Annotated in this window: 10 protein-coding genes and 2 pseudogenes; 5 read left to right on the top strand and 7 right to left on the bottom strand. The window is 66.3% G+C overall.

Annotated elements, in window-relative coordinates:
• Nucleotides 1-190 precede the first annotated feature (190 nt).
• Nucleotides 191-334 (bottom strand): annotated as a pseudogene (locus tag L6444_RS21770) (PEP-utilizing enzyme); the annotation flags it as partial.
• A 421-nt stretch (nucleotides 335-755) separates the two neighbouring features.
• On the opposite strand from L6444_RS21770, the gene L6444_RS21765 reads away from it, so the two are divergent.
• The 4 genes from L6444_RS21765 to L6444_RS21750 all read left to right on the top strand — a co-directional run bounded on the left by L6444_RS21765 (nucleotide 756) and on the right by L6444_RS21750 (nucleotide 4,556).
• Nucleotides 756-1,823, top strand: coding sequence for an LLM class flavin-dependent oxidoreductase (locus L6444_RS21765; RefSeq protein WP_236977190.1), 1,068 nt, complete (start codon nucleotides 756-758; stop codon nucleotides 1,821-1,823).
• Between the two features lie 33 nt (nucleotides 1,824-1,856).
• A complete protein-coding gene (locus L6444_RS21760; RefSeq protein WP_236977189.1) occupies nucleotides 1,857-2,855 on the top strand; it encodes an LLM class flavin-dependent oxidoreductase in 999 nt (332 codons plus the stop codon).
• A gap of 177 nt (nucleotides 2,856-3,032) precedes the next feature.
• A complete protein-coding gene (locus L6444_RS21755) occupies nucleotides 3,033-3,788 on the top strand; it encodes a hypothetical protein (protein WP_236977188.1) in 756 nt (251 codons plus the stop codon).
• A gap of 72 nt (nucleotides 3,789-3,860) precedes the next feature.
• Complete coding sequence (locus tag L6444_RS21750; RefSeq protein WP_236977187.1) at nucleotides 3,861-4,556, top strand: TetR/AcrR family transcriptional regulator; 696 nt, start codon at nucleotides 3,861-3,863, stop codon at nucleotides 4,554-4,556.
• Between the two features lie 11 nt (nucleotides 4,557-4,567).
• Here the strand turns inward: L6444_RS21750 and L6444_RS30230 are convergent, their stop codons facing one another.
• Nucleotides 4,568-5,665: a class I adenylate-forming enzyme family protein gene (locus L6444_RS30230; RefSeq protein WP_255730833.1), complete on the bottom strand. Its 1,098-nt coding sequence runs from the start codon at nucleotides 5,663-5,665 to the stop codon at nucleotides 4,568-4,570.
• A gap of 85 nt (nucleotides 5,666-5,750) precedes the next feature.
• A pseudogene (locus L6444_RS30780) lies at nucleotides 5,751-6,089 on the bottom strand (AMP-binding protein); the annotation flags it as partial.
• Between the two features lie 224 nt (nucleotides 6,090-6,313).
• Here L6444_RS30780 and L6444_RS21735 point away from each other — a divergent pair.
• Complete coding sequence (locus tag L6444_RS21735; protein ID WP_236977186.1) at nucleotides 6,314-6,805, top strand: SRPBCC family protein; 492 nt, start codon at nucleotides 6,314-6,316, stop codon at nucleotides 6,803-6,805.
• Here the strand turns inward: L6444_RS21735 and L6444_RS21730 are convergent.
• The 4 genes from L6444_RS21730 to L6444_RS21715 are packed head-to-tail and all read right to left on the bottom strand — an operon-like array spanning nucleotide 6,721 to nucleotide 12,335.
• The gene (locus tag L6444_RS21730; protein ID WP_236977184.1) at nucleotides 6,721-7,269 is read right to left on the bottom strand and encodes a Zn-ribbon domain-containing OB-fold protein; all 549 of its coding nucleotides are present in this window, start codon (nucleotides 7,267-7,269) and stop codon (nucleotides 6,721-6,723) included. The two genes, L6444_RS21735 and L6444_RS21730, sit on opposite strands and share 85 nt — an antisense overlap.
• Nucleotides 7,266-8,450: a thiolase family protein gene (locus L6444_RS21725; protein ID WP_236977182.1), complete on the bottom strand. Its 1,185-nt coding sequence runs from the start codon at nucleotides 8,448-8,450 to the stop codon at nucleotides 7,266-7,268. Before L6444_RS21725 ends, L6444_RS21730 begins: the two co-directional genes overlap by 4 nt.
• The gene (locus L6444_RS21720) at nucleotides 8,447-9,901 is read right to left on the bottom strand and encodes an aldehyde dehydrogenase (RefSeq protein WP_236977180.1); all 1,455 of its coding nucleotides are present in this window, start codon (nucleotides 9,899-9,901) and stop codon (nucleotides 8,447-8,449) included. Before L6444_RS21720 ends, L6444_RS21725 begins: the two co-directional genes overlap by 4 nt.
• Nucleotides 9,882-12,335 (bottom strand): CaiB/BaiF CoA transferase family protein, encoded by a 2,454-nt coding sequence (locus L6444_RS21715; protein WP_373877348.1) that lies wholly within the window; start codon nucleotides 12,333-12,335, stop codon nucleotides 9,882-9,884. The genes L6444_RS21720 and L6444_RS21715 overlap by 20 nt, the downstream gene beginning before the upstream one ends.
• Between the last annotated feature and the right edge of the window lie 196 nt (nucleotides 12,336-12,531).

The following is a 12,531-nucleotide window of genomic DNA, read 5'->3' as shown; positions in this document are numbered from 1 at the left end:
GGTTCTGGTGTAACACCGAGTGCGTGTACCCGGGTACTCTATTCCTGGTCAAACGTCGTGGAGAACGATTACTGCCAAAATCGTCGAATACACGCTAGATCAAATCTATTACAAAGATCTAGACTGCAACCGATCGTTAACAGCGACCGGTCCGGCAGTTCGGCTTATTCGCATCAGTCCAGGTAGGCATTTATGGGATCCGGGTTATCGTGCCGGCCGATCCGTCGACTCGGACGCGATCTCCCGAGCGCAGCCGTCGCGTCGCGTCGTGCGTGTTCACCACGGCCGGCAGGCCCAATTCGCGGGCCACGAACGCGCCGTGGCTCGGACTGCCCGTCCACAGGTTTGGCAACATCAGCGTGCAATAGTGCTCGCGCCGCGCGCGGCGGAACGCTATGACCTCGCGCACGTCCGGTCGCAGTAGGGGGCGGTCACCTCGTCGAATGTCAGATGTCGTCGGCACCGAGGCCCGCGTTGACGCCGCAAGCACGGTATGGCCTCGGGTTCAACCGGACACCTCCGGCCGCGGACTCCTGGCCGACATTCGACAACGTGCTCAGTACGGGGACGCCCCACAACGGCCTGACCGAGAGAGTGCGCCGAGGCCCTTCGTCGAGCGAAGCGAAACGCTGCGGCCGAACTAACGCTGTCTTGGTGCAGAAGTCAACGATCGTTCACAGTCGTCGGCTGTGCTGATATGCTCCAAAACATGCTGCGGTTCGGCTCTGTCTACACGGTCGTTCAGAGTCGCGGCCATGATTGAGGAGCCGCAATCCGTCATGCGTATCGGGCACGGACACTTCTTCCAGAACCTTGACGGCCGACCGGATGGCGAGGTCTGGCAGGCGGAGATGGCGCTTGCCGACCGGGCCGAGTCGCTCGGCTTCGATTCGGTGTGGGCGGTGGAGCATCATTTCGCGGGTTACTCGATGTCGACGGATCCACTGCAGTTCCTGACCTGGGTTGCGGGGCGGACGCACCGGGTTCAGCTGGGCACGATGGTGTCGGTATTGCCGTGGCACGACCCGATTCGGTTGGCCGAACACGCGTGCGTGCTCGATCACCTCTCGGGCGGAAGGCTGATCCTCGGCATGGGGCGCGGTCTGGCGCGTCAGGAGTTCGACGGCTTCGGCGTCGAGATGGGGCGCTCCCGCCAGCTGTTCGATCAGTACGCCGCCGAGCTGCTGGACGCGTTCGAAACCGGACGAATCCGCGGTGTGGATCTGCGGCCGGCCCCCTTGGCTCCGTTGCGCGGGCGGGTATTTGCTTCGTCGATCTCGCCGGAGTCCGCCGAGGTGCTGGCGCGGCTGGGCGCCGGGATCATGATTTTCTTGCAAAAACCCTGGGAGCAAACGGTCGGTGACGTGGAGCGTTACCGTGAGCACTATCGCCGGTACCGCGAAGGTGACCCGCCCAAGCCGATGGTCGTCATCTTCAATGCCTGTCACGAGGATCGCGACACCGCCGCCGAATACTTCGAGCAGGTGGTCAATTACTACCGTTCGACGATCGATCACTACGGGTTCGCCGATGAGGCAACGGCGCGAGTACCCGGTTACGAGTATTACGGCAACATCGCGCGGACCATCGCCAAGCATGGTCACGAGCAGTTCGCGCACTTCCTGGCCGAGCTGCAGCCGTGGGGGACACCCGACGAGGTCATCGAGCAGACCCGAGAGATAGTGCGCCGCACCGATGCCGGCGGCCTCATCGTCGTCTCGGCGTTCGGCAATCTGACGCCGGCCGTGGCGCTGGCCAACCAGGAACGCTTTGCGCGAACCGTCATGCCCGCTTTGTACGAAACAGTTGGTAGTTCAACCTGAAAGGGGTTTGGGGCCTTGAAACTTGGAATCACAATGCCCAGTCGCACGGCAGCGCTTTCGCGCATACCGGATTACGCGCGGATGGCCGACGAGGCGGGCTTGGATTCGGTGTGGACCTATGAGGTATACCGCAATCCGTTTGCGATGCTGGCCACGTCGGCCTTGGCCACCTCCAACATCGAACTCTGCTCGGGGCTGGCGACGGCATTCAACCGCTCGCCGTTCGAAGCGGCCAATGCAGCGGCCGATGTCGACGAGCTGTCCGGAGGCCGGATGAGATTCGGCCTCGGTACCGGAGTTCCGGAGTTTCTGGAGTCCTTCCACTCCACCGACTTCAACAAGCCGATCAAGCGGCTCAGTGAATACGTCGATGTGTTGCGCCGGTCCTGGGCATACCTCGCCGGTGAAGAGGTCAAGCCCTACAGCGGTTCGTTCTACAACTTCGTCGCCCCGCCGATCAACCCGTGGGGGCTGCGGGAGATGGTGCGCCCGCAGATCCCGATCCTGGTTGCGGGTATGCGGCCGCAGATGTTGAAGTTGTGCGGAGCCAAGGCCGACGGATGGGTCGGATACCTATGGACGCCAAAGTTTTTCGAGCAGATCGTGTTACCCAACATCGCCGAGGGCGCACGTTCGACCGGTCGTGATCCGGATGCGCTCGATTTGGCGTGCGAGGTCATCTGCTGCGTGCACCCCGACCGTGATGTCGCTCTGGCGCGCGCGAAGAAGCACGTCGGTTTCTACATCGCCCATCCGGTTTCTGACGTTGTCGCCGAGATCGAGGGCGTGCAGGACCTGGTCAACGAGTTGCGGATTTCGATGATGCAAAAGGGACTGGCCGCGTTCGAGGACACCCCCGAAGAGCTTGTGGAGCTGTTCTCCATCACCGGGACGCCGGAGGAGTGTCGCCAGAAACTGGACAACTACAAGGGTTTGCCGCACCTGGCTTTGCACACGTCCTATGTGCCGCCGTTCACCGCCGAGGAGTCCGAGGACTGCTACCTGCAGATCATCGACGCCTTCAAACGGTAGTGCGCCGATGACTGCTGATGTCGTCGTCGGCGGCGGTGGGCCCTCGGGGTTGGTTGCGGTGCCTCGGTTGTCGCGAGTTATCGCCGCGCTACGAGTGCTGAGCTCCGCCGACCATGTGGGCGGGAACATGCGCACCTCGGCCGAGTCCTGTCCCGACACTGCACGACAGGCGCGGCCATGATGACGGAGCGACAACAGCGCGTCTGCATCTGGGGCGGAATCACTTTCGCTCCGTTGTTCTTTGTCGGTTTCTGGCTGCTGGCGGGCTTCATCCCGCCGCCGGCCCCGGGTATGAGCGCCGAAGCAGTAGCGCGGATGTTCGCCGAACACCGAGGCCGGATCCGGGCGGGCCTGTGGGTCGCCACCGCGGCAGCGCCTTTTCTGGCATTTTTCGTCGCGGCCCTGACCCATCAGATCCGTCGGATCGCGGGCAGCGATTCGCCGCTGGCAACGGCCCAGCTGATCGCCGGATCGTGCTTGATCCTCGAGTTCATCTTCCCGCAGCTGGTGTGGCAGACCGCGGCGTACCGGGCTGAGCGCAGCCCCGAGACCGTCCAGATGCTCAATGACCTGGCGTGGTTGCCGTACGTCGGGGTGGTCGGAACCGCGATGGTCCAGATGGCGATCATCGCGATCGTGGTGTTCTCCGATCGTCGCCCACAGCCACTGCTGCCACGCTGGTCTGCCTACCTCAACATCTGGACCGCACTGGGCGTCGCGCCGGGCAGTTTCGTCGTTTTTGTGCACGGCGGCCCCGTGGCCTGGAACGGGATTCTGGCCTGGTGGTTGCTCTGTGTGTCGTTCTTCATCTGGATGGTGACGATGACGTGGCTGATGTTGCGTGCCAGTCGCCGCGCCGAGCGCTCGGCAACTGATGTGAGCGCCGTCGCGGCTGCCAGTGGTCAGGCCGTGCCGAGCGAGGCCAGCAGGTAGTAAACCTGCTGATTTTAGGTTTATCTCGGCCGCGTTGCTGCGTTTGAGCAACCGATGGTCGATAATGTGACCATGCCCCGTCCCTCCAAGCCCTTAATCCGTCGTGACGCCGTAGTGGAGGCGTCGTTGCGCATCATCGATACGGAAGGCTTGGACGCGTTCAGCCTGCCCCGCCTCGCGCGGGAGCTCAATGTGCAAGCGCCGTCGTTGTATCACCATTTCGAGGACAAGGCGGAGATCTTGAAGGCGGTGGCGCGGGCGATAGTGGTCGAGACGCGGTTACCCGACCCTACGTCGGTGCCCAACTGGATGGAGTGGCTTGTGGCGCTGAGTCTGGCGTTTCGTGAATCGATATTGCGGCACCACAATGCGGTGCCGCTGCTGCTGCAGTTCATGCCGCGCGATGTGCTCATCCGCAACTACAACAAGTCCGCGGCGTATCTGATCGAGATCGGCGTGCCGCTGGAGCAAGTGGTGTTGATCATGGATGGGCTGGACAAACTGGTTTTGGGCGCCGGCGTCACCGAAGCGATGCATGGTGACGAGGGCAGGGGGCGCCTATTTGCCAACGCCGATCCGGCCACCGAACCGGTGCTGGTCGCGGCCGCCGCCGCCAATCAGCGATCCGCCACCGGCGTGTTCGCCGAGTCGATTCGTAGTTTCCTGCGCGGCGCGGCGCCGCAGGTCCCCGAGACAGCGCCGCCACCGCTACATTGGAATGAGTTCGGCTCTGCCACTGCGGAACTCAAAGAGCCGACAGCCTCCTGAAACCGGTGGCCTCAGCCGACCGCTTGAGTGTCTGACATCAGCTCGGGGTGAGCCTCGCGGATTTGGCGTCGGGCGATCTTCCCGCTGGCCATCCGTGGTAACGGCGTGTGTTGGATGATGACGTGGCGCGGCACTTTGTAGCCGGCAAGATGTGCTCGACAGTGTTCGATCACTGCTTGCGCAGTCAGGTTCTCTTCGGTGTAGATGACAGTCGCAGGCACCTCACCGAATTTCGGGTCGGACGCCGACACCACGCACGTCTCGAGCACGCCGGGTAGCGCGCTGACCACCGCCTCGATCTCGGAGGGGGCGACGTTGAAACCGCCCGTGATGATGATGTCTTTGAGCCGGTCCACGACGCGAATCCCGTTGGCGTCCTTGATACCAACGTCGCCGCTGTGAAACCAGCCGGCACGCATCGCGGCGGCGTAAGCGTCCTCGTTTCGCCAATACCCCGGCGCGATGCCCGGACCGGACACGATGATCTCGCCGGGCTCGCCGGGCTCGCAGTCGGTGCCGTCGGGCCGCACCACCCGCAGGCGCGTGAAAACCGTTCCATCACCGATTGATTCAGGCCACTGGCCGGCCTGCTCCTTGGGGTTGATGGTGGAAAGCCCCCCCAGTTCCGTCATTCCGTAGGCCTGCTGCACGACGACACCCTTGCTCAGCCAGGACTTCATCGTCGCGATGGGGGCCGGGGCACCCGCGACCGTCGCCAGTTCCAGTGCCGACAGGTCGACCGACCCGAAATCCGGATGGGACGCCATGCGCTCGTAGAGAACAGGTACGCCTGAAAGGATCTGGATCCGCTCGTCGGCGAGTCGGTGTAGCGTGGTCGCGGCATCGAAGCCACGCTCGTAGTAGATAGTCATACCCCGGATCAACGGGTGCAGAATGTGCCAGAGCAGTCCCGGGGCCCCCGACATCGACAGGGTGTAGATGATTCGGGCACCGGGCCGAAGTGCGGGTTCGGTGATGGCCAGGTCCGCGACCAGGTTGAACGTGCTGCGGTGGGTGAAGACGACACCTTTTGGGTGCGAAGTCGTTCCACTGGTGTAGACAATTTGCGTGATGTCGTCCGGCTGCGCCTCCCTCCTCGCGGCGCGCAACCGCGGGGCATTGCTGATGACGCAACCCGGTGAAATCCTCTAGACGCCAAAGCTGCGTTGTGGTCCCTTGTCTGGCCGCCGATGCCCGGCTCTGGTGGGCGGCGTCGGCGAGGATCAGGCTGGGGCCGGAGTCGTCGATCAGATAGCGCAGCTCGTCGGGGGTGAAGCGATTGTTGAAGGGGACGACGACGGCCCCCAACTTGAGGGCTCCGATTGCTGCGACGACCCACTCCAGGCTGTTGTCACCGATGATCCCGACCCGCTCCCCAGGACTGAGCGCAGCGGCCAGATGCGTTGCGGCACTGTCGGTCCAGCGATCCAGAGCCGCGTAGTCGACGCTATCCACGCCGTCGAACACGATGGCGGCACGGTGGGGGGATTGCCTCGCCCAATAGCTCAGACCGTCGGTCACCAGTTCGGTCATCGCATGCGCTCTCTCCCTTTGGACAGGTCATGGCGCGGCCGGCCGGGAATCGCCGCCAACGCAAAAACCTTATTTCAGTAGGTTACGACGTGTCAACGATCACAGCCGCATCCTGACGCGGCTCGAACTGTGCGGTGGCGTAACGTCAACTGCCGCCGATCACCCGCGCCCGCCGCAGCAGGACAATCTGGTCGGGACGTTGATCCGCCACCGATCGGAGACCAATGAGCCTCGCCTACGTCAGTTGCACCATCGACGCCGACGTCGACGCCGTGTGGGCGGTTCTCGGCGACTTTCACGGTCTGCCCCGATGGATCGCCCGCATCCGGGCCAGTGAGTCCGAGAACGGTTCGGGCCCGGCAACGGTCGGGTCGGTGCGGAGACTCACCCTTGAGCCCGACGGGCAGACGGCCCGCGAGCGACTGATCGGTTACGACGCCCCGGGCCGCCGGTACAGTTACGAGTTCGCCGACGAGATCCCGTTCCCGGTGTCGACGTATCGCGGAACCGTTCATGCATTGCCGATCACCGAGACCGGGACGACGTTCCTCGAGTGGTACGGCGAGTTCGACTGCGAGCACAACGTTCTCGACGAAGTCACCGCGGTCTTCCCAAGCGATCTACACCGAGTTCATCGGCGACCTGAAGCGATACCTGCAAGATCGGGCACAGCTGTAAACGGAAAGGTGCGGGAACGCACGTTTACCGGTGGCTGAACGGATGCAGAGCGAAAGATCCGCAGCCTCACCCAGCATCCCGAAGCGAGCTCGAACACCGGTAACACCTCGCAACCCTGTTCGCCTTCTGCTCCATCACCCGAACGTAGAAAGCGCACCCGCACCGGATCGCCGACACTCAGCCGATCGGGCTCGTCGACGAGGAGCCGTACCAACAGCCATGGGCCCTCGGTCAATTCGACGATGGCGGTGACGTAGGGCACCGACGCGGCCAGCGCGGGCAGCGGTGCGCGGTGCACGACGGCCCAACTCACCAGTGTCCCCTCGCCGGTGGCAACCCACGGCTCCAGGTCCGACGAGCCGGTCGTCGGATCGGTGCGCGCCTCTGGGGGCAGGACGGTCCCGGACGGGCCCCGCTTGACCAGCAACTCGCCGCGAGACGCCGCGTCGAAGAACGCGGCGCTGGCCTCGTCCCGCACGACCGCGGGCAGCGTGGCACTCATGCCGCGGCCCCGCGTCGATGCGGGCTGAGCACCAGGGTGGAGTGGTGTTCGAGGATGCCGCCGTTCCCGCTGACCAGCACCACGTCATTGCGGGGGGCTTGGCGTGCTTCGCCGTCGCCGCGCGCTTGGATGATCGCCTCCGACAGCGGAGTCATGCCCCACATGTAGTACGACGACAGTTGCCCGCCGCCGGTGTTGCACGCGAGCTTGCCCCCGGGAGCGAGTCTGCCGTCTGAGACGAACTCGCCGCCTTCCCCTTTGGCGCAGAATCCGTAGTCCTCGAGGGTGACCAACACCGTGTACGTGTAGCAGTCGTACAACTGCGCGATGTCGACATCGTCGACCCCGATGCCGGCCATCCGCATCGCCTGCGGTCCCGACCGCGCGGCCGGGGTGACCAGACCCCACTGCGAGCCGGCCTGCATCCGGCGTGGCGCATGCGCCTGCCCGTACCCCCAGACGTGGACGGGTGGGTGGGGGAGGTCGGCCGCCCGGTCCGCCGCGGTGACAACCACGGCGATGGCGCCGTTGCTGACCAGACAACAATCCAGCAGATGCAAGGGTTCGGCGATCCACCGCGACTCTTGATGCTCCTCGATCGTCAGTGGATCGCGTAGCTGCGCAACGGGATTGCCTGCGGCCCAGGCGCGCTGAGCGACCGCGATCTCGCCGAGCTGCCGCGAGGTGGTGCCGTATGCCTGCATGTGCCGCCGTGCGCACAACGCATACAGGATGTTGGGGTTGACCGCGCCGGAGGCCAGCGACCAGCCGGCCAACCCGCGCGCCGCGGTGCCGGCACTGCCCAACCGATTGGGCGAGCGCCACGACGCGCCCGCCGAGCGGTCGGGCTTCAAAGGCGAGTCCGCAAAAACGCAAGCCACCGTGGTGGCCACGCCGGCTTCGATGGCCTGCACGGCGTGTGCGACCATCGCCCCGGCGGTGGCGCCAAATGCGTTGACCTGGGCCAGCAAATTCAGCTCGCCCAGACTCAACACCGCGGCAAGTCCCACCCCGACGTCCTGCTTGACGCCGGCACTGACGAGCAGACCGTCCAGGTCGCGCAGCCCCAGCCCCGCGTCACCGACCGCCCGCTGGACAGCCTCGGCAGCCAACGCGGTCGACGACCGCCCATAGACCTTGCCCAGCTCCGTCATGCCCAGGCCGACGATGGCTGCGGTCAACGGTTCTCCCTGACCGGGGGCCGGTAGACCGATTTGAGCGCCACGTACGGCGCCAGGCCCTCGGGACCCAGTTCGCGACCCACGCCGCTGGATTTGACGCCGCCGAACGGGCCGACCACGTCCAGGGCGTAGTGGTTGATTCCCACCGACCCGGTGCGCATCCGGGCCGCCAGCGTCGCGCCCCGTTCCGGGTCGGTCGTCCACACCGTGCCACCGAGCCCGTAGTCGGAGTCGTTGGCGATCGCGACGGCCTCGTCGTCGTCGGCGTAGGGCAGCACGCACAGCACCGGCCCGAAGATCTCTTCGCGGGCGATTGTCATCGCGTTGTCGACGTCGGCGAAGACTGTGGGCTCGACGAACCAGCCCACGGATTGATCGGCGGGCGTGCCGCCCCCGGTCGTGAGACGCGCCCCGCCTGCCCTGCCGGTTTCGATGTAATCGAGGACGCGGCCGCGCTGGGCCGCGCTGACCATGGGCCCGATCTGAGTGGCTTTGTCCAGTGGGTCGCCGATGCGCAACGCGCCGACCGTGTCGGTCACTGCGTCGACGATCTCGGCGTACCGCGAGGCGGGTGCCAAGATGCGGGTGGCGGCATGGCAGGTCTGTCCGTTGTTGGGCAGACAGATGTCGGGCAGCGCCGCTACGAAAGCGTCCAGCTCGGCATCGTCGGCGATGATCGCCGCGGACTTGCCGCCCAGCTCGAGCGTGACGGGCCGCAGCAGCCGACCGCAGATCTCGCCGATAGCGCGGCCGGCGGCGGTGGAGCCGGTGAAGGCGACCTTGTCGACCCCGGGATGACTGATCAGGGCGGCACCACTCTCCCGCCCGCCCGGAATGACGTTGAGCACGCCGGCGGGTAGGCCGGCCTCCAGCGCCGCCTCCGCCCACGCGAAAGCGTCGAGGGCGGTTTCCGGCGGCGGCTTGAGGACGATGGTGCAGCCGGCGGCCAGCGCGGGGGCGATCTTCATCGCGGCCAGGCTCATCGGATAGTTCCACGGGATCACCGCGGCGACCACCCCGATCGGCTCGCGGCGGACAGTAACGTGTGAGAGCGCGCCCGGCCGCTCGTCTTCATCGTCGATGTGCTGGGCCAGGCCGGCGTAGTAGTCCAGCGCGATGGACGGAAAGTAGCCGTTGGCGCCCAGGGAAAGCCGGCGTGGCATGCCGTTTTCGCGGCTGACCAATTCGGCGGTGTCCTTGGCCCGTGCTTGCAGCGACGCGGCCATCCGACGCATCAGCTCGGCACGCTCCATCCCGGAAGTGGCCCCCCACGGACCCCGCAGCGCCGCCGCCGCGGCGCTCACCGCAGCGTCGACGTCAGCGGTTCCGGCCAGTGCCACGCTGCCCAGCACCTTGCCGGTAGCCGCTTCCAGCACCTCGGCGGTCGACGCGGACGCGGCCACCCACGTGCCGCCGATGAAGACCGAATGTCTATCCAGGCTGATGCTCACGGGCGAGTCCTTTCCGTGCCGGCTGAGCCCCGGCGGCTTTCTCGGCTTGCCGGGGTGAGGTGGATTCGTCGATCGGCGGCTGCAGCACCCCGGCATCCACCAGGCGGTCGATCTCGTCAGCGTCCAGGTGAAGCAGCGACGCGCAAATCTCCCGCGTGTGCTCGCCGGGAGCGGGGGCCGGACGCAGCTCCGGGTCCGGAATGGTGGAGAAGCGGGCGATGCGCGCCGAGGCCGGTATGGGACTCCTCAGCAAAGGGTGATCCAGGGTGTGGAAGGAGTCCCGCGCCACTAGTTGTGGGTGGGTGAGTTCGTCGGGCAGGCGCACCATCGCCGCAGCCGGAACCCCGACGGCCTGCAGCTTTTCTTCTACGTCGACAGGGTCGTGCGCTGCGGTCCAGCCGGCCAGTCGCTCCTCGATCCGCTCGCGCTGGGCGGCGCGCCCGGCAAAAGTGCTCAAGGCCGGATCGTCGGGTAGGCCGGTCACCGCGGCCAGTGCCCGCCAATCGACGTCGTCGCGCACCGCTATCACGCACCATTCGTCATCACCGGCACAGGGAAATACCCCGGCCGGCGCCAGACCGGCTCGATGGTTTCCTTCGGCGTCGACACTGCCCGGCTGACCAGAGGCGATGGCCTTCGAGGCCAGCGCCAGAGTGGGACCCAAGGCATACACGGCGACGTCGGCCTGCGGCACCTCGATTGACTGGCCGCGCGCGGTTGAGCCGCGCCCGATGATCGCCGCGAGCGCCGCGACCGCCGCGGCGTGCCCGGCGACGTGGTCGGGATATACCGTCGAACCGTCGCAATAAGCGCTGGGCTCATCGGGATTCGCGTCGGTGTCTCGCCACAGCGCCGACAGTCCGCAGGACGCGCGCACCAGCGGCCCGTAACCCATCCGGCTGCGCCACGGGCCGCGGCTGCCGAATGCGCTGCTGTCGGTGACGACGATGCGGGGGTTCACCCGGGCCAGTTCGGCGTGACTGAACCCGAGCGTTTCCAGCGTGCCGGGTTTGAAGTTCGCGGAGACCAGGTCCGCCTGGGCGGCGAGCTCGCGGAAGAGGCGGGCTCCCTCGGGATGGCGCAAGTCGAGACCCAGGCCGCGTTTGTTGCGGTGTCCCCAGGCGAAGGACGCGTTCATGCCGCCCCCCTTACGGGTCTGGCGTAGGCCGTCGGGGAACGCGGAGTTCTCGACCTTGATGACGTCGGCACCGTGGTCTGCGAACAGGCGGCCGAGTTCGGCGCCGAAGACGATCACACCCAGGTCGAGCATTCGCAGGCCGCTCAACGGCGCTGCCCCACGCGGCAGCGCCGGCAACCCGAGGTCGTGGTCGGGTCGACTCGAGCGGGCAGCGGTCAGCAGGTGATTGTGCTCGCCGGGTCGTGGGGCGCGGCGAACTAACCCCGCTCGGGCGCGGTCGACGAACACGAAACCGGACGGCACCGTCGCTCGCAGGCCGTCGGCGATGTCGGCCTCTACCAGCGTGCCGGTTTCGGAGAAGTGGTCGCTGGCCAGCACTTCATCGACCGTCAGCACGCCGGCGATCGGGATGCCCCGGGCGGTGCCTTCGGCGACAAGCTCATCGCGGGTGCGGTCGGCACAGAGTGCGGCGATGAGCGGATTGAGCCGGTCGGAGGCCGCGAAGCGGGCGGGGATCGCGTCGTACCGCGGGTCGGCGAACTCGGCGGGCTGGCCCAGCCAGTTGAACATGGCACGCCATTGCCGAGCGGCCAGCAGGCAGATTCGGACGTGCCCGTCGGCGCAGGTGTAGATCGGGTAGTAGTTGGCCGCATCGGGTCTGCCTCGGGGAAAGGTCTCCGATCGGCCGGCGGCCGCGGTGCCCTGCGATCCGAAGCCCGGGTCGAACCCGTGGACCACCGTTTCCAGCGCCGAGACGTCCACGTGCTCGCCCTCGCCGGTGCGCACCCGCTTCACGTACGCCACCAGCGCCGCAAACGCCGCGTTCACGCCGACGGTCAGCGACACCACCCCCCGGGGCTGCAGCAACGGTGTGCCGCCGGGTGGCCCCGACCGTGACAAGACACCGCCGGCGGCGGCGAGCACATCTTCGGTGGCGACGCGATCACGGTATGGGCCGGTGCGCCCGAAGTCGGTGATCGACACGACCACCAGGGCGGGGTTCGCCTGCAGCAGCGCCGCCGATGTCAACGCGTGGGTCTCCAGCTGCTCACGGCTGAACGACTCCAACAGGATGTCGGCGTCGGCGGCGAGATCCAGCAATGCGGATCGCCCGGCGGGATCGTCGAGGTCGAGGACCACCCCGAATTTGTTGGCGTTGCGCAGCGCGAACCCGAAGTCGTCGCGGCGTCCCGGAGAGCCGCCGGGTGGCTCGATGCGGATGACTTCGGCTCCGAGGTCGGCCAGGATTCGGCCGCACCATTCGGCGGCGTCCTCGGTGAGGTCGAGGACGCGCAATGTGCTTAGCGGTAAGCGTGACTCGGAAATGTGGGACATCTGGGACATCGGGGGGATTGATGTCAAGACGGTCCCTTTCTGTTGCACTGAACCCCGAGCGTGGTAAGAAACCCAGAGCGCAAGACGCGGCGCTCCGCGATCCAGGCCGCCGGCAGCCCAGCTCGGGATGCCGCGGGTTGCGCCCGACAATTTGCCT

Source organism: Mycobacterium kiyosense (assembly GCA_021654635.1).
In the GTDB taxonomy this organism is placed as follows: Bacteria; Actinomycetota; Actinomycetes; order Mycobacteriales; family Mycobacteriaceae; genus Mycobacterium; species Mycobacterium kiyosense.
This window is presented reverse-complemented; position numbering and strand designations above follow the sequence as displayed.

Excerpts from the sequence above, each read along its gene's own strand:
- L6444_RS21765 (WP_236977190.1), top strand. The coding sequence starts at position 756 with ATGATTGAGGAGCCGCAATCCGTCATGCGTATCGGGCACGGACACTTC.
- L6444_RS21760 (WP_236977189.1), top strand. The coding sequence starts at position 1,857 with ATGCCCAGTCGCACGGCAGCGCTTTCGCGCATACCGGATTACGCGCGG.
- L6444_RS21755 (WP_236977188.1), top strand. The coding sequence starts at position 3,033 with ATGATGACGGAGCGACAACAGCGCGTCTGCATCTGGGGCGGAATCACT.
- L6444_RS21750 (WP_236977187.1), top strand. The coding sequence starts at position 3,861 with ATGCCCCGTCCCTCCAAGCCCTTAATCCGTCGTGACGCCGTAGTGGAG.
- L6444_RS21735 (WP_236977186.1), top strand. The coding sequence starts at position 6,314 with ATGAGCCTCGCCTACGTCAGTTGCACCATCGACGCCGACGTCGACGCC.
- L6444_RS21730 (WP_236977184.1), bottom strand. The coding sequence starts at position 7,269 with ATGAGTGCCACGCTGCCCGCGGTCGTGCGGGACGAGGCCAGCGCCGCG.